Origin of the sequence: Promicromonospora sp. Populi (assembly GCF_041081105.1) — a bacterium.
GTDB lineage: Bacteria > Actinomycetota > Actinomycetes > Actinomycetales > Cellulomonadaceae > Promicromonospora.
In genome coordinates, this window is record NZ_CP163528.1 from 4,952,877 (window position 1) to 4,973,988 (window position 21,112).

General features: G+C 70.6%; 21 protein-coding genes. 10 read left to right on the plus strand and 11 right to left on the minus strand.

What is annotated here, in order from left to right; genetic code table 11:
• Positions 1-2: 2 nt before the first annotated feature.
• From AB1046_RS22430 to AB1046_RS22445, 4 genes are all read right to left on the minus strand, one after another.
• Complete coding sequence (locus AB1046_RS22430) at positions 3-1,700, minus strand: DUF885 domain-containing protein (protein ID WP_369371494.1); 1,698 nt, start codon at positions 1,698-1,700, stop codon at positions 3-5.
• Positions 1,701-1,795: 95 nt separating this feature from the next.
• Positions 1,796-2,035 carry an acyl-CoA carboxylase epsilon subunit gene (locus AB1046_RS22435; RefSeq protein ID WP_369371495.1) on the minus strand — a complete coding sequence of 80 codons (240 nt, stop codon included), beginning with the start codon at positions 2,033-2,035 and terminating at the stop codon, positions 1,796-1,798.
• Positions 2,032-2,556 (minus strand): hypothetical protein, encoded by a 525-nt coding sequence (locus tag AB1046_RS22440; protein WP_369371496.1) that lies wholly within the window; start codon positions 2,554-2,556, stop codon positions 2,032-2,034. Before AB1046_RS22440 ends, AB1046_RS22435 begins: the two co-directional genes overlap by 4 nt.
• A 38-nt stretch (positions 2,557-2,594) precedes the next feature.
• Positions 2,595-4,193: an acyl-CoA carboxylase subunit beta gene (locus AB1046_RS22445; protein WP_369371497.1), complete on the minus strand. Its 1,599-nt coding sequence runs from the start codon at positions 4,191-4,193 to the stop codon at positions 2,595-2,597.
• 119 nt (positions 4,194-4,312) lie between these two features.
• Between AB1046_RS22445 and AB1046_RS22450 the strand changes: the two genes are divergently transcribed.
• From AB1046_RS22450 to AB1046_RS22460, 3 genes are all read left to right on the plus strand, one after another.
• Complete coding sequence (locus AB1046_RS22450) at positions 4,313-5,140, plus strand: biotin--[acetyl-CoA-carboxylase] ligase (RefSeq protein WP_369371498.1); 828 nt, start codon at positions 4,313-4,315, stop codon at positions 5,138-5,140.
• A 128-nt stretch (positions 5,141-5,268) separates the two neighbouring features.
• The gene (locus tag AB1046_RS22455; RefSeq protein ID WP_369371499.1) at positions 5,269-5,565 is read left to right on the plus strand and encodes a hypothetical protein; all 297 of its coding nucleotides are present in this window, start codon (positions 5,269-5,271) and stop codon (positions 5,563-5,565) included.
• A 64-nt stretch (positions 5,566-5,629) separates the two neighbouring features.
• Positions 5,630-6,697, plus strand: a complete 1,068-nt coding sequence (locus tag AB1046_RS22460; protein ID WP_369371500.1) for an adenylate/guanylate cyclase domain-containing protein — start codon at positions 5,630-5,632, stop codon at positions 6,695-6,697.
• Here the strand turns inward: AB1046_RS22460 and AB1046_RS22465 are convergent.
• From AB1046_RS22465 to AB1046_RS22475, 3 genes are all read right to left on the minus strand, one after another.
• The gene (locus tag AB1046_RS22465; protein WP_369371501.1) at positions 6,685-7,470 is read right to left on the minus strand and encodes a crotonase/enoyl-CoA hydratase family protein; all 786 of its coding nucleotides are present in this window, start codon (positions 7,468-7,470) and stop codon (positions 6,685-6,687) included. The two genes, AB1046_RS22460 and AB1046_RS22465, sit on opposite strands and share 13 nt — an antisense overlap.
• A 59-nt stretch (positions 7,471-7,529) precedes the next feature.
• The gene (locus AB1046_RS22470) at positions 7,530-9,251 is read right to left on the minus strand and encodes a lysyl oxidase family protein (protein WP_369371502.1); all 1,722 of its coding nucleotides are present in this window, start codon (positions 9,249-9,251) and stop codon (positions 7,530-7,532) included.
• A 109-nt stretch (positions 9,252-9,360) separates the two neighbouring features.
• Complete coding sequence (locus AB1046_RS22475) at positions 9,361-10,197, minus strand: helix-turn-helix domain-containing protein (protein ID WP_369371503.1); 837 nt, start codon at positions 10,195-10,197, stop codon at positions 9,361-9,363.
• A gap of 100 nt (positions 10,198-10,297) precedes the next feature.
• On the opposite strand from AB1046_RS22475, the gene AB1046_RS22480 reads away from it, so the two are divergent.
• From AB1046_RS22480 to AB1046_RS22495, 4 genes are all read left to right on the plus strand, one after another.
• Positions 10,298-11,038 (plus strand): SDR family NAD(P)-dependent oxidoreductase, encoded by a 741-nt coding sequence (locus AB1046_RS22480; RefSeq protein ID WP_369371504.1) that lies wholly within the window; start codon positions 10,298-10,300, stop codon positions 11,036-11,038.
• 24 nt (positions 11,039-11,062) lie between these two features.
• The gene (locus AB1046_RS22485; protein WP_369371505.1) at positions 11,063-11,734 is read left to right on the plus strand and encodes an HAD family hydrolase; all 672 of its coding nucleotides are present in this window, start codon (positions 11,063-11,065) and stop codon (positions 11,732-11,734) included.
• A gap of 78 nt (positions 11,735-11,812) precedes the next feature.
• Positions 11,813-12,415 (plus strand): RNA polymerase sigma factor, encoded by a 603-nt coding sequence (locus AB1046_RS22490; RefSeq protein WP_369371506.1) that lies wholly within the window; start codon positions 11,813-11,815, stop codon positions 12,413-12,415.
• On the plus strand, positions 12,415-13,413 hold the full coding sequence (locus tag AB1046_RS22495; RefSeq protein ID WP_369371507.1) for a hypothetical protein: 999 nt from the start codon (positions 12,415-12,417) through the stop codon (positions 13,411-13,413). Before AB1046_RS22490 ends, AB1046_RS22495 begins: the two co-directional genes overlap by 1 nt.
• Before the next feature lie 382 nt (positions 13,414-13,795).
• On the opposite strand, the gene AB1046_RS22500 is transcribed toward AB1046_RS22495, so the two are convergent.
• From AB1046_RS22500 to AB1046_RS22515, 4 genes are all read right to left on the minus strand, one after another.
• Complete coding sequence (locus AB1046_RS22500; RefSeq protein WP_369371508.1) at positions 13,796-14,446, minus strand: nucleotidyltransferase domain-containing protein; 651 nt, start codon at positions 14,444-14,446, stop codon at positions 13,796-13,798.
• A 104-nt stretch (positions 14,447-14,550) separates the two neighbouring features.
• Positions 14,551-14,859 carry a hypothetical protein gene (locus AB1046_RS22505; RefSeq protein ID WP_369371509.1) on the minus strand — a complete coding sequence of 103 codons (309 nt, stop codon included), beginning with the start codon at positions 14,857-14,859 and terminating at the stop codon, positions 14,551-14,553.
• Between the two features lie 165 nt (positions 14,860-15,024).
• Positions 15,025-15,189 (minus strand): hypothetical protein, encoded by a 165-nt coding sequence (locus AB1046_RS22510; protein ID WP_369371510.1) that lies wholly within the window; start codon positions 15,187-15,189, stop codon positions 15,025-15,027.
• Positions 15,190-15,280: 91 nt separating this feature from the next.
• On the minus strand, positions 15,281-16,036 hold the full coding sequence (locus AB1046_RS22515; protein ID WP_369371511.1) for an SOS response-associated peptidase: 756 nt from the start codon (positions 16,034-16,036) through the stop codon (positions 15,281-15,283).
• A gap of 83 nt (positions 16,037-16,119) precedes the next feature.
• On the opposite strand from AB1046_RS22515, the gene AB1046_RS22520 reads away from it, so the two are divergent.
• From AB1046_RS22520 to AB1046_RS22530, 3 genes are all read left to right on the plus strand, one after another.
• Positions 16,120-17,373, plus strand: a complete 1,254-nt coding sequence (locus tag AB1046_RS22520) for a multidrug effflux MFS transporter (RefSeq protein ID WP_369371512.1) — start codon at positions 16,120-16,122, stop codon at positions 17,371-17,373.
• 64 nt (positions 17,374-17,437) lie between these two features.
• Positions 17,438-19,666, plus strand: coding sequence for an esterase-like activity of phytase family protein (locus AB1046_RS22525; RefSeq protein ID WP_369371513.1), 2,229 nt, complete (start codon positions 17,438-17,440; stop codon positions 19,664-19,666).
• Positions 19,667-19,725: 59 nt separating this feature from the next.
• Positions 19,726-20,919, plus strand: coding sequence for an LCP family protein (locus tag AB1046_RS22530; RefSeq protein ID WP_369371514.1), 1,194 nt, complete (start codon positions 19,726-19,728; stop codon positions 20,917-20,919).
• Positions 20,920-21,112 lie beyond the last annotated feature (193 nt).

The window sequence follows — 21,112 nt, forward strand, 5'->3', positions numbered from 1 at the left end:
GGTTAGGCGAGGGCCTCGCGGAGGGTGTCCAGGCCTACCGAGCCCAGGTTGAGGGCCCGGGCGTGGAAGGCCTTGGCGTCAAACTCCTGGCCGGCGGGCACTGCCGCCTTGGCCTCGTCGCGGGTCTGCTCCCAGAGGCGCTGCCCCACCTTGTACGACGGAGCCTGGCCCGGCCAGCCGAGGTAGCGGTTGAACTCGAAGCGGACGAACTGCTCCGGCATGTTCACGTTGGCCTTGAGGAACGGCCAGGCCTGCTCGGCGGTCCAGGTGCCGCCGCCCCACTCTTCGGGGGCCTTCAGGCCCAGGTGCACGCCGATGTCGAACACGACGCGGGCCGCGCGCAGGCGCTGCGCGTCGAGCATGCCGAGGCGGTCGCCCGGGTCGTCCATGTAGCCCAGGTCGGCCATGAGTCGCTCGGCGTAGAGGGCCCAGCCCTCGCCGTGGCCGGACACCCAGCAGGCCAGCCGGCGCCAGTTGTTGAGCGTCTCGCGGGCGAACACGGCCTGGCCGCACTGCAGGTGATGGCCGGGAACACCCTCGTGGTAGACGGTCGTCTTCTCGCGCCAGGTGTTGAACTCGGTGACCCCGGCGGGCACGGCCCACCACATGCGCCCCGGCCGGGTCCAGTCGTCGCTCGGCGGCGTGTAGTAGATGCCGCCCGACTGGGTCGGCGCGATCATGCACTCCAGGTCCAGCACGGGCTCGGGGACGTCGAAGTGCGTGCCGTTCAGGGCGGTGATCGCGGCGTCGGACGTCTCCTGCATCCAGGCCTTGAGGGCGGCGGTGCCCAGCAGCTTGCGCGCGGGGTCGGCGTCGAGCGCCGCTACCGCCTCCTCGATCGTGGCACCCGGGCCGGCGATCTGCGCGGCCACCGACTCCTGCTCGGCGATGACGCGGGCGAGCTCCTCGAGGCCCCACTGGTAGGTCTCGTCGAGGTCCACCTTCGCGCCCAGGAAGTAGCGCGAGAACAGGGTGTAGCGGTCGCGGCCCACGGCGTCGGCCTCCGGGGCCTGCGGGGCGAGGTCGCGCTCCAGGAAGTCGGCAAGCTTGGCGTAGGCGCCGCGGGCAGCCGTGGCGCCTAGCTCCAGCTCCTTGCGGACCAGGCTGCAGGCGGCCGAGTCGTCCAGCACGTCGTCGACGGCCTGCCCCCGCGTGAACGACGTGAAGAACGAGTCGCCGCCGGCCAGCTCGCGCGCCTGGTCGACGCACTCGCGCACCTGGCGGATCGCCGCCACGTTCCCCTGTGCGGCCGCGGCACTGAGCGACTCGATGTACCCGTCGACGGCGCCCGGGAGCCCGTTCAGGCGGGAGGCGATGTTCTCCCACGCCTCGACGGAGTCGGTGGCCATGATGTCGAAGACGTCGCGCAGCCCCTGCACGGGGGACGCGATGTTGTTCAGGTTGCGCAGGTCCTCACCGGCGTCGTGCAGCTCCAGGTCGAGCCCGATCCGCTCCCGCATCGCGGACAGCGTGACCCGGTCGACGTCGTCGGCGGGTACCAGGCCGTCGAGCTTGGCCAGGGTGTCCCGGCCGGCCTGGGCGACGGCGTTGTGCCCGGCGGGGGAGAGGTCGTCCATCTCGTGGTCGTGCCCGGGCAGGCCCATGGCTGTCGCGGACAGCGGGGAGAGCTTGATGAGGTCGGTGACGTAGTCGTCGGCGACTGCGTCGATCGGCGTGGGGGTGCGTGTGGGGCTGACCATGAGGCGGAGCCTACGATGCGCCGTCGGCCCCGCGCAGGTCCTTTCGGAGCATGTCACCCGCCGCCGTCGTCAGGACCGCAGGCTCCACGACGCTGTCAGGACCGCAGGCTCCAGCGCCAAGCATCAGCGTTGTGCCGCCCCGACCGTCCACCAAAGTTCTTGGCAGTAGCCGCCCCGTTCCCCCGCAGCGCCCGGGAGTGGTTGATCCACTCGTCGAGCGGGGCGGCGTCCTCGGGCTCCGGGCCCGCCGCCGCGACGGCGGCGAGGCCCGCGACCAGGGCCGCCACCTCGACGTCGTCGGGCTCGCCGCGTACAACGCGTACCTCGGGGCTCATTCGTCGTCCTCCTCGTAGAAGCCGAAGCCGGGCGCGTCTCCGCGCGACGCGGCCCACTCCGCGATGTCGTAACCGCCCTCGGTGAGGTGCGTCGCTACGGACTCGCCGGCGGCGTCGAGCAGGTCGATCACACCGTCCAGGGACGCGTCCCCGCCGCGCGTGCCGACGACGAAGCCCAGGTAGAACGACTCGCCGCCGTCCGGCAGGCCGGCCTCGGCGATCTCCTCGACCTCGGACTCGTCGCCGGGCTCCCACACGGACGACGTGAGGTCGGGGTGCATGCCCAGGGCGCCGTGCAGTGCGTCGAACAGGGTGGCGTTCAGGTGCCCCACCTTGGCTTCGAGGGCCAGCACGCGCGGGTCCTCGTCTGCCTCCGCGGCGCCGAACTCGGCGCGGACGCCTACCGCCGTCCCCACGTACTCGTGCAGTACAGCGGCCAGCGCGTCGACCGCACGGTGCATCGGCTCCGCGTCGACGCGGCCCATCGGCGCGGGGCCGTGGGTGGCGTCCTCGTGGCTCATGTAGTTCCTCCGGGTCTCGACAGGCTCGATCCCGCCGGTCAGAGCGGGATGTTGCCGTGCTTCTTCGGAGGAAGCGTAGATCGCTTGGTGCGCAGAGCGCGAAGCGCACGCACCACTTGCACGCGCGTCTCGGAGGGACGGATCACCGCGTCGACGTATCCGCGCTCGGCGGCGTCCCACGGGTTGACGATGGCGTCCTCGTACTCGGCGGTCAGCCGGGCCCGTTCGGCGTCGACGTCCCCGCCGGCCTCTGCGACCGTCTTCAGCGCGCCGCGCTGCAGGATGTTCACGGCGCCGCTCGCGCCCATGACGGCGATCTGGGCGGTCGGCCACGCCAGGTTGACGTCGGCGCCGAGCTGCTTGGAGCCCATCACGATGTACGCGCCGCCGTACGCCTTGCGCGTGATGACGGTGATCAGCGGCACCGTCGCCTCGGCGTAGGCGTAGATCAGCTTGGCCCCGCGGCGGATGATGCCCTGGTGCTCCTGCCCGACGCCGGGGAGGAAGCCCGGCACGTCCACGAACGTCAGCACGGGGACGTTGAACGCGTCGCAGGTGCGCACGAACCGCGCGGCCTTCTCGGCGGCGTCGATGTCGAGCGTGCCCGCCATGGACTGCGGCTGGTTGGCCACGATGCCCACCGACTGGCCCTCCACGTGCCCGAACCCGATGAGCACGTTGGTCGCGAACATCGGCTGGACCTCCAGGAACGACTCCGGGTCCAGCACCGCCTCGACGGCCTCGCGCATGTCGTAGGGCTGGTTGTCGCTGTCCGGGATCAGCGCGTCGAGGGCCTCGTCCTCGGCGGTGACCTCCAGCACGGTCTCGTCGTCCGGCGGGAACGCCGGCGCGTCGGAGAGGTTGTTCTGCGGCAGGTACCCGATCAGGTGCCGCACGTAGTCGATGGCGTCGTCCTCGTCGCTGCCCATGTAGTGCGCAACGCCCGACTTCGAGTTGTGCGTGCGTGCCCCGCCCAGGGTCTCGAAGTCGACGTCCTCGCCCGTGACCGTGCGGATCACGTCCGGTCCGGTGATGAACATGTTGGAGGTCTGGTCGGCCATGACGATGAAGTCGGTCAGCGCGGGGGAGTACACGGCGCCGCCGGCGCTCGGGCCGAGGATCAGGGAGATCTGCGGGATCACGCCCGAGGCCGCCACGTTGCGCCGGAACATCTCGGCGAACTGCGTCAGCGCCGCCACACCCTCCTGGATACGGGCGCCGCCGCCGTCGCTGATGCCGATGAGCGGCACGCCGGTGCGCAGCGCGAGGTCCTGCACCTTGGTGATCTTCTGGCCGTGCACCTCGCCGAGGCTCCCGCCGAACACCGTGAAGTCCTGGGAGTAGACGCACACCTGGCGGCCGTCGATCGTGCCGTACCCGGTCACGACGCCGTCGCCGGCGATCCGCTTCTTCTCCAGGCCGAAGTTGCGGCTGCGGTGCTTGGCCAGCGCGTCCAGCTCGGTGAAGCTGCCCTCGTCGAGCAGCGCGTCGATGCGTTCCCGGGCGGTCTTCTTGCCCCGCTTGTGCTGCTTCTCCTGGGCCGTCTCCTCCGGGGTGTCGATGGCGGCGGCCCGACGCGCGTCGAGGTCGTCGAGCTTGGCGCGCGTGCCTGCGAGGGTGGTGATGGCGTCGTTCACTCTTCGAGCGTAGTTGTCGGATGCCTCCGGCTCGATGCGTGAGCGTCCAGCAGGTCCCGGTCCCCGATTGTGGGTTTCCTCCAAGAGCATGCACAACGCCGAGGGGAGAGGATGGGGCTGTGCACCAGTCCCTCTACCTCGACCGGCTCAGCGTCCCGGGTTACGCCCGGGTCGAGGTCGTCGAGACGTCGACCTCCACCAACGCCGAGCTCGTCGCGGCCGTCCGCTCGGACCCGGCCGCCTGGCCCGCGCCGTCGGCCCTGATCGCGGAGCACCAGACCGCGGGCCGGGGACGGGCCGGGCGCACCTGGGAGACACCCGCACGCGCCGGGCTCACCGTGTCCGTGCTCCTGCGGCCGCAGGTCCCGGCCGGGACCCTGGGCTGGCTCCCGCTGCTGGCCGGGCTCGCGGTGGTCCGCACGGTGTCCGACGGCGACGGCGTCACCGCCGCGGTGAAGTGGCCCAACGACGTGCTGCTGCCCGCCGTCGACACGGTCGCCGGCCTGGGCCGGTACCGCAAGGTTGCCGGAATCCTGGCGGAGGTGGTGCCAGGGGGCCCTGGCGCTCCCGCGATCGTGCTCGGGATCGGGCTCAACGTGTCGCAGTCCGCGGCCGAGCTGCCCGCGCCGACGGCGACGTCGCTGGCGCTCGCGGGGTACCCCCGGCCCGACCGGACCGACGTGCTGGTGCGGCTGCTGGGCGAGGTGCACGCCGTCGTCCGGCGGTGGGAGCAGGCCGGCGGCGACGTCGTGGCGGCCGGGCTGCTGGACGAGTACACGGCGGTGTCCGCCACGCTCGGGACCCGCGTGCGGGCCGAGCTCGCGGGGGGAGCGGACGTGCTCGAAGGTGACGCGGTGGGCCTGGACGAGACGGGGGCGCTCGTGGTGCGCCTGAAGTCGGGCGAGGAACGCACGGTGACGGCCGGCGACGTCTGGCACCTGCGGTAACGACCGGGTGAACTCCTGTGCCGGCCGGGGTGAACTCGGCGGCATTCCCTGCCGGGCTCTGCTCGGCCTGCGGTAATGTCCGCCAGAAGCGACGTGGTAACCCCAACGTGCGAAGGCGGGAGATGCCGATGGAGGCAGGTCGAGCTGCGGTCTCGGTGGCCAAGGGAGTCGTGTGCGCGGCGGCCGTGGTCACGGTGTACCTGATCAGTACGGTCCGGCTGGACCGGGGCATCGTGCAGACGGAGGGGACTCCGACGGCGGGCCTGGTGGCGGCCGGTATCGCCTGGCTGATGGTCGTCTGGGTCCTGCTCTACCGCGACGACGGCGTGCGGGGCGTGCGGCTGGACCTGTGGAACGTGGTCACCATCGTCGGGATGCTGCTTGTGCTCATGGGAATCCCGCTCGTGCTCACGTTCTGGGGCTGAGACCTGCCGGTCCGTCCTGCGGGTGCATGCGGTTGCATCCGGTGCCCGCACCTACAGTGGTGACGTGCTCCACAATTCCGAGACGTCCCACACCCACCACGACGCACCGGGCGCCGACACCGCTGCCCGGCTCGACGAGACGCTGCTGGGCGGCGCCCGCCGCTACACGCTGTCGCAGGTGGTGGAGCGCACGGGGCTCGACGAGCAGTTCGTCACTCGCTACTGGCGCTGGATCGGCCTGCCCGTCACGCACCCGACGGAGACCTGGTTCACGGACGCCGACGTCGAGGCGCTCAACGACGCGGCCGGGCTGTTCGAGGAAGAGCAGATGGACGAGCGCGCCCAGATGACCTTCATCCGGTCGGTGGGCCATACCTCGGAGCGGCTGGCGCTGTGGCAGGTCGAGGCGCTCGTCGAGCACCTGGCGCGGCGCTACGAGCTGGACGAGACGTCGGCCCGCCTGCTGGCGCTGGACCGGCTCCCGGAGATGTCGGAGATGCTCAGCCGCCAGCTCGAGCACGCCTGGCGGCGGCAGCTCGCGGCGCTGACGGGCCGCACGGCCATCGAGTTCGCCGGCGCCCGGGGCGACGACCGCAACGACAGCCACCAGCTGCCGCTGCTGCGGGCGGTCGGGTTCGCGGACATCGTGTCGTTCACGAAGCGCACGGCGGGCCTCGGCTCGGAGGAGCTGGCGGAGTTCGTCCAGCGGTTCGAGGCCGGGGCGCGCGACGTCATCGTCAACGCGGGCGGCCGCGTGGTGAAGACCATCGGCGACGCGGTCCTCTTCGTGACCGACGACGTCTCCACCGGCGCCGAGGTGGCCCTCGGCCTGGCCGAGACCTCGGGCGCGGCACTCGGGACGGCGGCACCCGGTGACCCCGAGATCCCGGTGCGGGTCGGGCTCGTGTGGGGGCGGGTGCTGTCCCGGTTCGGCGACATCTTCGGCCCGACCGTGAACCTGGCCTCGCGCCTGACGGAGCAGTCCGAACCGTCGACCGTCCTGGTGGACAAGGAGACCGCCGCGAAGCTGGCCACGAGCTCCCGCTACGCGCTCACCGCGCAGCCGGTCCGCGACGTCCCGGGCATCGGCCCGCTGGCCCCGGTCCGCCTCCAACGCGCCTACCGGGGCTGACGGAGCGCCTGCATCGCGCCGGGGAGGAGCCGCAGCTGCTCCCGGCGTTCGGCGGCGAAGGTACGCCGGTCGCCAGACGACCAGCGCCGGTCGAACAGTCGCTTGGCCGCTGCCACGGCCTCGGGGCGCCGCTCGGCGATCCGGCCGGCCAGCGCGAACGCCTCGTCCAGGGGCGTGTCGGTCACGGTCCCGGCCAGGCCGAGCCGGCCGGCGTCGGCCCCCGAGAACTCCTCGGCCGTGAAGGTGAGGCGCTTCGCCGTCTCGATGCCCACGAGCTGGATCAGCGCGCGGATCCCGGACATGTCCGGGACCAGGCCGCGCTCGACCTCCTTGATCGACCAGCGGGCGTCGGGGGTGGTCAGGCGCAGGTCGGCGGCCAGGGCGATCTGCACCCCCGCGCCGAACACGTGCCCGTGCACGGCGGCGATCACCGGGACGGGCAGGCGGCGCCAGGCCCAGCAGGCCTCCTGGAAGAGGTTGGTGCCGCGCGGCGTCGGCACAAAGGCCCGTGCCACCGCCGCGGGGTTGCGCGCCGCGGCGCCTAGGTCGAGCCCGGCGCAGAAGGAGCGGCCGCTGCCCGAGACGACCACCGCGCGCAGCCCGGGCTCGCGCCCGAGGCGGCGTGCGGTGGCCTTGAGCTCGCGGAGCATGTCGAGCGACAGCGCGTTGAGCTTGTCGGGCCGGTCAAGTCGGACGTCGGCGATCCCGTCCGAGAGGCTGCAGAAGATGCGGCTCTCGGACGGGACGCCCGACGGCGTGGTGCTGGCGCTCATGGAGCGCAGCCTACGCATCGCCGACCATCAGGGATGCGATGGTCGTGCGAACCCGGTGGTTACTCCTCGGGCTCAGGCCCAGGCCCCTCGGGGACCTCCGTGTCGACCCCGTCCAGGAGCGGGACCTTCACCGTGCGGTTGCCCGGCGTACCGCCGAGGACGACGGTCCGGTAGCTGACGTTGTTGGACCTCGTCCGCTCGTACAGGTTGCCGTTCGGGTTCACGGTGATCTTGATCTGGTAGGTCCCGTTGCGGACACCCGTCAGGTCGAACGCCTGCGTCTGGTACTGGCTGTAGGTGTCGCCCCAGCCGGCGGGCAGGACCTCACGCAGCCAGATGGCGGACCGGTCACCGCAGGTGCTGTCGAGGCCCGTGGCCTCCGGGCGCCAGACGGCACCCTTCACCGAGAGGTCGACCGGGTCGGTGGGCGCCAGGCACCAGGACTGCTTGCCGCTGGTGGTCACCAGGTCGCCCTTGGTCGTCACGAGCTCGTAGTTCGCGAAGTCCAGGAAGTGCCAGTGGTCGTGCTCGGGCGCGTCGTGGTACTCCATGGTCCCGGTCTTGGCGCTGCCGACCTGCTTGCCGTCCCGGTAGAAGAACTGGTAGGCGTCCATGACCTCGCCGGCGCCCTGCCGGTAGCCCTCGACGACCAGCGGTGCGGGCCCGGCGTTCCACTCGTGGGCGAAGAAGGTCAGCCGGTCGGTGCCGGCGTCCACCTCGGTGCCGACCTGCCAAGCAGGCACGGACACGAGGTCGGGAAGAGTGTCCTTGGCCGGCTTCTTGGTCGACGGCGCTGCCCCCTGCTGGCCGAGCGCGGGGTGGTCGCCGCCGTGCGCCTGGTCCTGAAGGGTGAAGAGGTTGGTGCGCTGCGTGCTGTCGGTGGTGTCGCCGTGCCCGGCGTGCGCGCCGCCGGCTGCTGCGCGCGTCGTGGCCGGCTCCTCGCCGTCCACGAGCGTGCTGAAGCCCTCCTGCGGCTCACCCAGGAGCTCCTCCGCGACCTCCTCGCACTCGAAGACCTCGCACTCGTCGATCACCTCGACCTTCTGCGTCACCTTCCGGCTGTTGGCGGGCAGGCCGAGGAAGTCCGCGACGGGGTCGCTGATGGACACCGTCAGCACGAGGCTCTTCCAGGTCGTCTTCACGTTGAAGTAGGTGTCGAGCTTGCTCGCCCAGCCCTGCTCGATCCCGGACACGCTGGACTTCGTGAACCAGTTGCCGCCGCAGAACGAGGGGTAGACCGGCTCGGTGCTGCCGGTCGGCTCGATGCGCTGACGCTCTGTCCCGCTCAGGCACAGGCTGCGGGACTTCTTGGACAGCACCTTGCCCTTCGGGGTCGTCACGGTGACCGTGAGTCCGTCCTTAAAACCGTTGAGCCCGTCGACGATCGCGGCGGGGGCCTCGGTGGTCGTGCGCTTCTTACCGCGGATCACTGTCTTGGTGAGCGTGACCGGGTCGGAGATCTTGGCGCGTTTTGCATTGAACTCGTAGCCCTGGCCGTATGCACCGAGCCAGACGGCCGAGTCCGTCTGCACATACCCGTCATAGGCGTAGGCCTGGACGGTCTTCGACGCGGGGGCGAAGCGAAGGCCGCGCTGTGTGGTCGGCGCGGCCGCGGCGGCCGCGTCAGCCTCGGTCGTCGAGGCGGTCGTCGAGGCGGTCGTCGTGGCGGCGGACGCTGTGTCCGTCGTGCCGCCTTCTCCCAGCAGCCCGAGTGCCAGCACTACAGCGACGCCCATGGTGAGCAGGCGAGGTGCTGGACGGGACAAGCGGTGAGCGGTCATGGATCCCCCATTGGTCAGGACAGAAACCTGTCACGGCTAGGGACGCTCGAAGGTCCCGTTACGTTGGCACCACGAACACAGTTCACCCGCTGGGTGTCATCTGGGCACGTCAGACGGCGCGCAGCGCGCCTGGCCGCCGGCCGGCCAGCCGGTCGAGCGCGTCCGACGTCGCCTCGTCCGCAGGCAGGTGCACCACGAGGCGCTGGCCGTCGGCGTCGGGCAGCGCGAGGGTCTCGACGTCCAACCGGAGGTCGCCAGCCTCGGGGTGGCGCATCCGTTCCGTGGCGGTGCGGTAGCGGACCTGGAGGGGCGCGGCGTACCGGTCGCTGAACTCCGCACCGGCCAGCACGGACATCGCCTCGGCGAGCTCGGCGACGTGCGGGTCACCGGGTGCCGACTCCATCCGGAGCGCCGCGACCTGCCGGTCGGCGACGTGCGCCCAGTCCGGGAACGCCTCCCGGGCGCGCGGCTCGGTCAGGACGAACCGGAGCAGGTTGGGGTGCTCGCCGTCGAACAGGCCGAACGGCGCGAGCAGACGGCGGTACGTGCTTGTCGCGGCTAGGACGTCGCCCACCCGGTTGAGCAGCACCGCGGGGGACGGCTCGAGCCGGTCGAGGAACGCCCGGATCGGCGGTCGTACCGAGTCGGCGGGCGGGTCGGCGGTGCAGGCCCCGGTCCCGTCCTTGGTGGCGCGCAGCAGGAGGAAGCGTTCGTCCGAGGGGAGCCGGAGGGCGTCGGCCAGCGCGCCCAGGATCTCGGGCGAGGGATGCCGGTCGCGGCCCTGCTCCAGGCGGGTCAGGTACTCGACGCTGACCTCGGCGAGCGTGGCGAGCTCCGAGCGGCGCAGCCCGGGCGTGCGGCGGCGGGCACCGCGCGGCAGGCCCACATCCTCCGGGGCCACGGCCTCGCGGTAGGCGCGCAGAAGAGCGCCGAGCTCGCTGGTCATATCCCCACCCTAGACGGGCCGCACGCGCGGAGGGTGGCCCCCGCGGGGCCAGTCTCAGGGCGGCCTGGTTGCCCGACGGCGGCCCGCGCACCGTGGAGCCATGGACATCGGACTTCAGGAACGGACAGTCATCGTGACCGGCGCGTCGGGCGGCGTCGGGCGGCACATCGCCACCGCCTTCGGTGCGGAGGGCGCGAACGTCGTGGTCACCTACCGCAACGCCCGCGACGAGGCGCAGAAGGTGGCCGAGGAGATCGGCGACCGCGCCGTCGTCGTGCAGTACGACCAAGCGGACCCGGGAGCCGCCGAGGCGCTCGTCGCCGCGGCGGTCGAGGCCACCGGGCGAGTCGACGTGCTCGTCAACAACGCGGTGGCCTGGGGAGACATGGTGCCGTTCGACACCGTGCCCGAGGAGGAGTGGACGGCGCTCCTCCGGAGCAACGTCGAGGGTGCGATCCGGCTGACCCGCGCCGTGACGCCCCACATGCGTGCGGCCGGCTGGGGGCGGTTCGTGCACATCTCGTCGTCGCTCGTGACCGACGGCGCAGCGGGGGCCGAGTACTACGCCGCGGCCAAGGCGGCGCTGCACGGCTTCAGCAGGTCCGTCGCGTTCTCGCTCGGGCGCGACGGCGACCTGCTCTCCAACGTGGCGCTGCTTGGCCTGACCAGGACGGCCACCAACACCCACATCGTCGACCAGGTGGGAAACCTGTACGAGGAGCGGTCGCCGCTCGGCCGCCTGATCGACGCGTCGGAGGTGGCGACCGCCGTCGTCTGGCTCGGCTCCGCCGCCAACACCGCGATCAACGGGCAGGTGATCGGGGTGACGGGCGGGGCGTAGATCCGCGTGTGACACGATGCGAACGTGCGCAAAGTCGTTCTCTTCGATCTCGACGACACGCTCGTGGACCAGGAGGGCGCCTCCCGCACTGCGCTCCTGGACTGGTTGCCCGAGCTCGGTCTGGACCTCGACGAGCCGGACGAGCTGGTCGCCGCGTGGGGCAGCATCGCCGAGGAGGCCTTCGGTCGCTACCAGCGGCGCGAGCTCACCTTTGCGGAGCAGCGGCGGGTGCGCGTGCGCGAGTTCCTGGGCGCTGACGCCACCGACGACGAGGCAGACGAGCTCTTCTCGGGCTACCTGTCCCGCTACGAGCAGGCCTGGACGGCGTTCGACGACGCGGTGCCCGCCCTGCGCAGGGTGCGCGACGCCGGCCTCGTCGTCGCGCTGCTCACCAACGGCGACTCCGCGCACCAGCGGCTCAAGCTCGACCGCACGGGCCTGGCCGAGCACCTCGACGTCGTCGTCGCCTCGGACGACCTGCCCGCCGGCAAGCCGGACCCGCGCGCCTACACCGACACGTGCGAGATCCTGGGCGTGGCGCCGGGGGACGTGCTGATGGTGGGCAACGACGTCGAGAAGGACTACCAGGGGCCGCTCGACGCGGGCCTGCGCGCGGTGCTGCTGGACCGGGCCGACCGGTACCCGGAGGTCGCGGACCGGATCCGGACGCTGGACGACGTACCGCTGGTGGCGTAGCCGGGCAGGCCCCTGTAACGCTGCCTGGGCAGCCGGACATGACACTCTCGTCACTGCCACGCCACCGAGAGGTCCCGGATGACGTCCCCCGATCCCCAACCACCACCCGACCCGCTTGCCGACCGCAAGGACCGGTTCACCGCGCTCTTCGAGTCCACGCACCGCGCGCTGCTCGCCTACGCCGTGCGCCGGGTGGCCGAGCCGGCCGACGCCGCAGACGTGGTCGCCGAGAGCTTCCTCGTCGCCTGGCGCCGCATCGAGGACGTCCCCAGCGGGGACGACACCCGGCCCTGGATGTTCGGGGTGGCCCGTCGGGTGCTGGCCAACGCGCGCCGCGGCGACCGCCGTCGACTCGCCCTCGCGGACCGGCTGCGTGACCACCTCACGGACGTGGTGCCCCCGCCCGACGACGCGGGGAGCGATGTCGAGCGGGCTCTTGCCCGCCTCTCGGACGACGACCAGGAGCTCCTGCGCCTGGTCGCCTGGGAGGAGCTTGCCCGCGACGAGATCGCGCTGGTGCTCGACATCTCGCGCACCGCGGTACGGGTGCGCCTGCACCGGGCACGTCGTCGGCTCGCCGACCAGCTGGCTGCCCTGGAGGAACCCCTGAAACGCTCCGCCGATGGCGGACAGGTGATGAGCAGGTGGGCACGAGCCCGCCCCGGGATCGAGGAGGCGTGATGACGGACGAGATGAAGCAGCTGAAGGCCGCAGACCCGATGCGTCGGGTTGACCTCGACGCCGTGGATCAGGCGGCATTCGCCGCCCTGCGCGAGGAGATCACCATGACAGGAACCCAGCTGGACGCCGCCGCCGCGGAGCGAGAGGCAGCCGGGAAGCTGCTGCCGGCCGCCCGCCGGAAGCGGCTCGGACGCCGCGGCGCGATCGCCGTAACCCTGGCGGGTGTGCTCGCGGGAGGCGGCGTCGCGTACGCGGCCGTCCAGGCGTACCTGGGCGAGGGCTCGGAGGGCCTCACGTGCATGACCACGTGGAACGACAGCGCGCTCGAAGGGATGGGCACCGACGCGGGCGGCCCGTGGCTCACCGGCGACGCCGTCGCCGACTGCACCACGATGCTCGCCGAGGCGGGCCTGCCGCCCGTCGACAACCCCGTGGTGTTCGAGCACGACGGCCAGGTCTACGTGACGCCCACCGACCAGGCGCCCGACTGGATCGAGCCGATCGACAGCGGGTCCGGGCCCGCGGTGGACGCGAGGGTGATCGAGCTGCGGTTGAGCCTGGGCGACCTGGTCGACGGCGGTAACGCTTCCTGCCGCACCCTCGACGAGGGCGTGGCGTGGGCGCAGTCCGAGCTCGACCGGCTGGGTCTGGCGGACTGGACCGTCGAGACGGTAGGGACGGCGAGCGCGGAGCAGCCGTGCAGCGGGCTGTCCGCCGAAGAGTCCGGGACGCTGGTGGTCGCACCTTCCGAGGAGCCGGAGCTGCTCTACTCGATCCCTGAGATCGACCCGGTGGTGGACACGCTGCGTAGTGAAATCGCCGACCAGTGCATCACGGTCGAGCAGGCGCGGGCCGTAGCCGACGAGGCGCTCGCGCCCCTCGAGCACCACTGGCCGACCACGACCGTCGTGGACGAGTCCGCGGAGTGCGCCCGCGTGGACATCCAGGTCGGCGGCAGCGTCCAGGTCGCGGTCTACGGGCCGACGACGGTCGACTGACCTGGTCGGACACCAGGGCGTGCCGCGTCGGCCTCAGCCGGCGCGGCACGCTCGTATGCGGGTAGCGGTAGATGCCGTGCGCATCACGTCTTGAGCCAGGCCCCTGATCTCAGTCTCCATGTCAAAGCCCCATCACTTCTGATGCACTATTGCCGGGCGGATCGCGCTGGACGGCGACGTAGGCCGGGCGGTGGGTGCCAGGTCTCCTGAAAACGTTCATTCCGGCCCCGCCAAGTTCACTTTGGCTGAACTATTCAATACAGCCCGAAAGCCTGACCCTCAGCCGAACCCAGTTCAGCTGACCCGGCACCCGTCGAACCAAGTCTCTGTATCCCGTCGTCGGGCCCGAGAGTTGTGGAACGGCCAGCAGGGTTGTTTCGGCTCAGAGACGGTCAAGCCAGGGATGGGCTGGCTCCAGGTGCTTGAGGGTGTCGCGAAGCCAATGACGCTGTGCTGCGTCGAGGAGCGGAAGGGCAACCTCTGCGTCGATCCGGTCCTTGCCGCGTGCGAGGCGCGATTTCATCATCAGGACGTGCTCGGGACGTAGGTAGAGCAGTCCGTCAGCGGCCGTCCACGTCACCTCGTCCAGGGGCGCCACCTGGTCCGGCCAGCGTTTGTTGGTCCATTGACCGCCGGTGTCCTTCGTGAACGGGACGTCGAGGACCCAGGGCGCCAGAGCGTTCTTCCTGATCCAGAGAGAGCTGTTGGGACTGACTTCCTGGAACCGGTCGTCGAAAGGCCGGAGCCAGCCCTGGTCCATGTTCCACGGGGTGAACCGATCGCCGAGGAATCTCCGGAAAGCCTCCGCGTCGCTGGACAGCATTGAGATGTCCAGGTCGTCGTGCCGCCGGGGAACACCTGTGAAGGCCTCGATCGCCCAGCCGCCGATGATCCACCACGGCCTGTCGAAGCCGTCCATGAAGTCCGCCGCCGAGGTGGGGGCCAGCGGCTCCCACCGGCCGTACCACTGCGCAAAGGCCTCGGGAGGGAGCGGGCGTGCTGCTGCGGGTTGCGGTGCCGGTGAATGGCTCACGGCTGAAACCTAGCCGTCGATATCTCCGCCCACACGGGTTGGGACGCCGCGTGCTCCCACTTTTCTCGGTGTCGGCGTCTGCCGCGACGGAGGGTCAGTGTCGACTACGACGCCTTGCTGTAGCGCAGACGCGCGGCTTCACCCGAGACGCCGATCGCCTCGCCGATCTCGCGCCAACTCATACGCGCCTCACGGGCCGCAGACACGGCCGAGGCGACCTCGCGATCCGCCTCCACCTGATGTGTCACCGCGTTTCGAACTCTCTGGAAAGCCTCGACCTTCGCCTCGAACGTGAGCGGAACGAGCATGGTTGCCGAGGGATCGATGGATTCGAAGTAGTCCGCTGCCAACTCTCCGGCAGTTTCGAGCTCTGCTCGTTGGGCGGGGGTCAGGTCAGTGTCTTCGATTCGCATGAGCATCACCGTAGGTATCTCTTGCGGGCCGGCATCGCGTGAGCGATAGCCCTGATCCCGTGCCAGTCCGACAGAATTCCGATCTCGAGGGTGGCCGTTCCGTCGCGCGAAGGGCCGATGTACATCGTGAACCCTTCATGCGTCGGTGGGCTGGAAACTTCTCGCTCAGACACCGAGGTCCCGAAGTGCTGCCTGGATGTCGTTGACGAGCCCTTGCGCTTGGGCGCCGTCGTCAGGATCGAGAGTGGTGGGAAAGTTCGAGGGGACGTCGTACTCAAGGTTCTTGGGCTGGTGGGGCGGGGTGGCCGTATCGGGTGCGCTATCGCTCATGCGTTAAGCCTGTAGAGGTGTCGAGGTTTCCGCCACCTGAGTTGCGTATACGCAACGATCCAACTGCAAGCGCGATCGGGTCGCGCTCGAATCAGACCGTCACGGGCTCCGGGTCCCGAGGCTCCGGGTCCGCCTCGATGAGCTCCGGCCCGTTGTTCCGCACCGAGCCCACGGCGTCGCCCACCGGGAGCGTCGCCAGCGGCACGCTGTCCACCTGCAAGAGGCTCGACGCGTCCTTGACGGCCGGGTCGAGCCACGTGTCCCAGGCCTCCGCCGGCAGCAGGAGCGGCATACGGTCGTGGATGGCCTCCATCCGGCCTGACGCTGCACGGGTCACCACAGTGGTCGACACCAGCCAGCGGTCCGGGTCGGTCTCGCTCGCCGCCGGGTTGCGCCAGAACTCGTAGAGGCCCGCGAAGGCCGCCACCCCGGCGCCGGCCGGGTGGATCCAGTACGGCTGCTTGGGGACCTTCTTGGAACCGGATGCGGGCAGCGCCAGCTTGCGCCACTCGTAGTAGCCGTCGGCCAGCACCAGGCAGCGCCGTGCGGCGAACGGCTTGGCGAACGCCGGCTTGTCCAGCAGCGTCTCGGAGCGCGCGTTGATCATCCGGGCGCCCACCGTCGGGTCCTTGGCCCAGGACGGCACGAGTCCCCAGCGCGCGAGCTCCATCGACCGTCTCACCTCGCTGGAGCCCTTGCGCGCGCGTTCGACGACGATCCGCACCGGGTCGGTCGGCGCGACGTTCCACGACGGCGGCAGCAGCCGCGCGTCGTCGGCGATCTCGGCGATCGCGAGCTCGTCGGCAAGGTCCTGGGTGTCCGTGAAGGAGGCGAAGCGTCCGCACATGAGACCAGCATGCCCTGAGCCACTGACACCGGAGATCGAGATCACTCTTCTCACAGTCGTATCGATTCGATAGCATGAGGCCCATGCCATCCGTTGCGCCGTCGGGCGTGTCCCCAGTCGTGCCCGCGCGCCGGGCGTCTCCGTCGACCGTCAAATGGGTACTCATGCTCGGGGCGCTCTCGGCGCTGCCGGCGTTCACCGTCGACATGTACCTGCCGGCGCTGCCGCAGGTGGCGGACGACCTGCTCTCCACCGAGGCGATGGCCCAGCTCACGGTGTCCTGCATGCTGATCGGCGGCGGCGTCGGCCAGCTGGTGATCGGCCCGCTGTCGGACCGCTTCGGGCGTCGTGCCCCGCTGCTCGTGGGCCTCGTGCTGCACGTCGTCATCTCGCTGCTGTGCGCCGTCGTCACGAGCATGCCGTTGCTGATCGGGCTCCGGCTCGCGCAGGGCTTCTTCAATGCGGCCGCCGGTGTCGCCTCCGTCGCGGTGGTGCGCGACCGGTTCGTGGGCGCCGAGGCGGCCCGCATCCTGTCCCGCCTCATGCTCGTGATCGGTGTGGCGCCGATGTTCGCGCCCACGCTCGGCTCTTTCGTGCTGGCGCACGGCAGCTGGCGCTGGGTGTTCGTGGTGCTGGCCGCCATGGGCGCGGTGCTCGCCGTCGTCGTGCTGACGCGGATGCCCGAGACCCACCCGCCCCGCAAGCGGTTGACCGGAGGGATCCGTACCGTCGCGGGCGGCTACGGCCGGCTGCTGCGCGACCGGCACTTCCTCGCCCTCGCCGTGATCCCCGGGCTGGGCTTCGGGGTGCTCATGAGCTACGTGGTGGCTTCGCCGATCATCTTCCAGCAGGAGTTCGGGCTCAGCGAGGGGCAGTTCGCCCTGCTGTTCGCGGTCAACGGCGTGGGACTGGTCCTGTCGGCCCAGGTCAATGCGGCGCTGGTGCGCAAGGTCGCGCCGGTCCGGCTGCTCCGGTTCGGGGTGGTCGCCCAGGCGGTGCTCGTCGTCGTGCTCCTTGTAGTGGTCCTGACCGGTGCGGGCGGGCTGATCGGCCTGCTCGTGGCGCTGTGGTGGGTGCTCGCGTTCCAGGGGTTCGTACCGGCGAACGCGAGCGCGATGGCCCTGTCGCGGCACGGCGAGATAGCGGGGACGGCGGCCGCGATGATCGGCGCCATCCAGTCTCTGGTGGCCGGCGTGGTGAGCTCGCTCGGGGGGTTCCTCGGCGGGGACGCCTTGGCCATGGCTATGGTGATGCTCGTGGCCGTGCTGCTGGCGATCGGCGTGCTCGCGACCGCGACCCCGGCCTTCCGGCGTGGTGGCTGGCACATGCCAGTGTGAGAGTTCACCTGACGGTAGCGTCGGCTTAACGAGGATTTTCGATGCGACGACTTTGCTCACCGGCATGAGTACACCCATGCGTACCCGCGCCGCGCGCGTGGTCGCCGCCGCGGCAGCAGCCTCGCTGCTGCTCCCCGCGGCCATCGCCGTCGCTGACCCCCGACAGGGCTCGGGCAGTTCCTTCCTCGCTCCCACCCTGGCCGGTCGCGCCACGCTGTCGGCCGACTACCTGGCCGAAGGCCCGCCGTCGGGCGCCGCGGCGAGTCCCGCCAACGGGCGGCAGGGACCGTGGGACGGCCAGGTGATCCCGGGATTCTCCGCCGTCGTCGAGAACAACAACGGGACCTACTGGGCCCAGCCGGACAACGGCTTCGGCGCCAAGGGCAACTCCGCCGACTTCCTGCTGCGCAACTACCTGGTGCGTCCCCAGTGGGACACCGGCAGCACGGGTTCCGGCGAGATCCAGGTCCTCGACTACATCGAGTACAACGACCGCAACGACGTGCTCGACTTCGACATCGTCAACGAGGACACCGACGAGCGGCTCCTGACGGGCGCCGACTTCGACATCGAGTCCCTCGTGCGCGCCAACGACGGCACGCTGTGGGTCGGCGACGAGTTCGGCCCGTTCCTGCTGCACTTCGACGACGACGGCACCCTGCTGGAGCCCCCGTACGAGTTCCCGGGCGGCAAGTCGCCCGCCAACCCGTACCTGGAGCCCGGCGAGACGCCCACGGTGGCCAGCAGCAGCGGCTTCGAGGCCCTGGCGAGCAGCGGGCGCTATCTCTACCCGGTCGTGGAGGGCAAGCTGGTCAATGACAGCGACGCCCGCCGTCGCTGGATCTACCAGTTCGACACCCGTCGCGGCGAGTACACGGGCAAGCGCTGGGCGTACCAGACCGACCAGGAGGGCGACGCCGTCGGCGACGCCTTCTCGACCGGCTCGGACTCGCTGCTGATCCTCGAGCGCGACAACTTCGAGGGTGACCAGTCGGTCACGAAGCGCGTGTACGAGATCGACCTGAGCAGCAAGGACCGCGACGGCTACGTCCGCAAGGAGCTCGTGCTGGACGCCCTGCACGTCGAGAACCCGCGCGGCATCGACGCCGGGGAGGGCTACGGCCTGGGTGAGGACACCTTCGCGCTGCCCGTGCAGTCCTTCGAGACGGTGCTGTTCGTGGACAAGGACACGCTCCTGATCGCGAACGACAACAACTACCCGGGCAACGACGCGCGCATCACCGGCACACCTGACGACACCGAGATGGCGCTGGTGGACCTCAAGAAGACCCGCGCGGTCGACGACGGCGTCACGCTGATCGGTCACCGCGGTGCGTCCGGCTACCGCCCGGAGCACACCCTGGCCGCGTACGAGCTCGCTATCGCGCAGTGCGCGGAGGTCATCGAGCCCGACGTCGTCTCGACCAAGGACGGGGTGCTGGTCGCCCGGCACGAGAACGAGATCAGCGGCACGACGGACGTGGCGAACCACCCTGAGTTCGCCGACCGGCGCACCACCAAGGTGATCGACGACGTCGAGATGACCGGCTGGTTCACCGAGGACTTCACGCTGGCCGAGCTGCGCACCCTGCGGGCCAAGGAGCGGCTGCCTGCGGTCCGCCCGCAGAACGTCCCGTTCGACGGGCTCTACCTGATCCCGACCCTCGACGAGGTGCTCGACCTGGCCCGGCACAGCAAGACCTGCGACGGTCAGCCGGTCGGCGTCGCCCCGGAGACGAAGCACCCGTCGTACTTCGACTCCCTGGGCCTCTCCCTGGAGGAGCCGCTGGTGGCCGAGCTGGGCCGCAACGGCTTCGACTCGGCCCGGTCCGGGGCGATGATCCAGTCCTTCGAGGTGGGCAACCTGAAGCAGCTCAACCGCCTCACGGACGTCCCGCTGGTCCAGCTTGTCAGCAACAGCGGGCAGCCGTACGACTTCACGCTCTCCGGCGACCCGCGTACCTACGCGGACATGGTCACCCGGCGCGGCCTGCGCGAGATCGCCCGGTACTCGGACTACGTGAGCGCTGAGAAGACGGTGCTCATCCCGCGGGAGGCCGACGGCACGCTCGGCGAGCCGACGCCCGTGATCGACGACGCCCATGCCGCCGGGCTGGACGTGGTGGCCTGGACGTTCCGGCGGGAGAACCAGTTCATGCCGGTGGAGTTCCGCTCGTCGAGCGACCCGAACGCGGTGGGTGACCTGGTGGGTGAGATCCAGGTGTACCTCGACGCCGGTCTGGACGCCTTCTTCACGGACAACCCGGACCTCGGCGACATTGCGCTGAGCTGACCAGGAAATACACAGGACTTAACAAGCCTGGTGCTGGGGTACCTGCTTATGCTCCGCAGGTGCCCCAGCACTTGAGCTCCCAGCGCAGTCATCGCGTCGCCCGTGCCGTGGCGCTGGTCGTCGTCGGCGTTCTTGCCTTCGTGGCGGCCGGCGGCGTAGCCGCCTATCTGGACCTGAGGCAGCAGATCGGCGTCAGTGACGTCTCGGGTCTGGTCAAGGGCCCGACGCCGTCGGCCGACCCCGACGACCCGTTCACCGGCCGCAGCCTCAACATCCTGGTGCTGGGCACCGACCTGCGCGGCGGGGAGAACACCGAGATCGCGGGTGCGGGCGACGGCGGCATGCGGTCGGACACCACGATGCTGGTGCACATCTCCGGTGACCGTTCCCGCATCGAGGTGGTCTCCATCCCGCGCGACTCGCTGGTCGACATCCCGTCGTGCGAGCTGCCCGACGGCAGTGAATCGGGCGCGAGCTACGGCATGTTCAACAGCGCGTTCACGATCGGCGGCGGAGCCGAGGAGGACCTCACCTACGCCGCCGCCTGCACCATCTCGACGGTGCAGTCCCTCACGGATGTTCCCGTCACCAACCACATGGTGGTGCAGATGGACGGCGTGGTCGATGTCGTCGACGCACTCGGCGGGGTGCGCATGTGCCTGCCCGAACCGCTGATCCAGGACCCCGCGTACGGCCGGTTCGAGCTGCCCGCCGGCGAGCAGACCCTCGACGGGCTCCAGGCCATCGGTTATCTCCGTGCCCGGCACGGCACCGGCCTGGGGCTGGAACAGGGCAGCGACCTCACGCGGATCGTGCGGCAGCAGGCGTTCGTCGACGCGCTGGTGCGGCAGGTGCTGGCTCAGAACGTCGTGACCAACTCGCCGCAGCTGTACCGCACCATCCAGGCAGTGCTGAGCGCCATCTCCGCCGACCCGGCACTGGCCGACCCTGCGGCGCTGGCCGGCCTCGCGTTCAGCATCCGGAACATCGACCCGGCCGAGATCGTGTTCACCGAGCTGCCCGTCGTGGCCGCGCCGAGCGACCCCAACCGCGTGGTCTGGACCGAGGAAGCCGCCGTGATCTGGGAGCGCTTGGCGGCCGACGAGCCGCCGCCCGGGCACGAGACACCGTCTCCCTCGCCGTCGGCCTCGACCGATACGGGGGAGGGTTCGGGGGACGGCGGGACGACGCCGTCGGACACGCCGGACCCGTCGCCGTCGGCCTCGCTGCAGGCGGGCGTCTGCGCCGACTGAACCACTGGCGCGACCAAGACACGGGCTGGACATCACCTGGGAGTCGTAGGACTTATTTACACGAATGTTGCACGGAGGCCCTACGCTCCGAGGCGTGGCGAGTGACTTCTGGACGGCAGTCCGACCTGTCGGAGAGATAATTCCCGGGGTTCCCCGACATGCGCGTTCGGGTGAGCGCCAGCCCCGGCACGTC

Excerpts from the sequence above, each read along its gene's own strand:
- AB1046_RS22430 (WP_369371494.1), bottom strand. The coding sequence starts at position 1,700 with ATGGTCAGCCCCACACGCACCCCCACGCCGATCGACGCAGTCGCCGAC.
- AB1046_RS22435 (WP_369371495.1), bottom strand. The coding sequence starts at position 2,035 with ATGAGCCCCGAGGTACGCGTTGTACGCGGCGAGCCCGACGACGTCGAG.
- AB1046_RS22440 (WP_369371496.1), bottom strand. The coding sequence starts at position 2,556 with ATGAGCCACGAGGACGCCACCCACGGCCCCGCGCCGATGGGCCGCGTC.
- AB1046_RS22455 (WP_369371499.1), top strand. The coding sequence starts at position 5,269 with ATGGAGGCAGGTCGAGCTGCGGTCTCGGTGGCCAAGGGAGTCGTGTGC.
- AB1046_RS22465 (WP_369371501.1), bottom strand. The coding sequence starts at position 7,470 with ATGAGCGCCAGCACCACGCCGTCGGGCGTCCCGTCCGAGAGCCGCATC.
- AB1046_RS22470 (WP_369371502.1), bottom strand. The coding sequence starts at position 9,251 with ATGACCGCTCACCGCTTGTCCCGTCCAGCACCTCGCCTGCTCACCATG.
- AB1046_RS22475 (WP_369371503.1), bottom strand. The coding sequence starts at position 10,197 with ATGACCAGCGAGCTCGGCGCTCTTCTGCGCGCCTACCGCGAGGCCGTG.
- AB1046_RS22480 (WP_369371504.1), top strand. The coding sequence starts at position 10,298 with ATGGACATCGGACTTCAGGAACGGACAGTCATCGTGACCGGCGCGTCG.
- AB1046_RS22490 (WP_369371506.1), top strand. The coding sequence starts at position 11,813 with ATGACGTCCCCCGATCCCCAACCACCACCCGACCCGCTTGCCGACCGC.
- AB1046_RS22495 (WP_369371507.1), top strand. The coding sequence starts at position 12,415 with ATGACGGACGAGATGAAGCAGCTGAAGGCCGCAGACCCGATGCGTCGG.
- AB1046_RS22505 (WP_369371509.1), bottom strand. The coding sequence starts at position 14,859 with ATGCGAATCGAAGACACTGACCTGACCCCCGCCCAACGAGCAGAGCTC.
- AB1046_RS22510 (WP_369371510.1), bottom strand. The coding sequence starts at position 15,189 with ATGAGCGATAGCGCACCCGATACGGCCACCCCGCCCCACCAGCCCAAG.
- AB1046_RS22515 (WP_369371511.1), bottom strand. The coding sequence starts at position 16,036 with ATGTGCGGACGCTTCGCCTCCTTCACGGACACCCAGGACCTTGCCGAC.
- AB1046_RS22520 (WP_369371512.1), top strand. The coding sequence starts at position 16,120 with ATGCCATCCGTTGCGCCGTCGGGCGTGTCCCCAGTCGTGCCCGCGCGC.
- AB1046_RS22525 (WP_369371513.1), top strand. The coding sequence starts at position 17,438 with ATGAGTACACCCATGCGTACCCGCGCCGCGCGCGTGGTCGCCGCCGCG.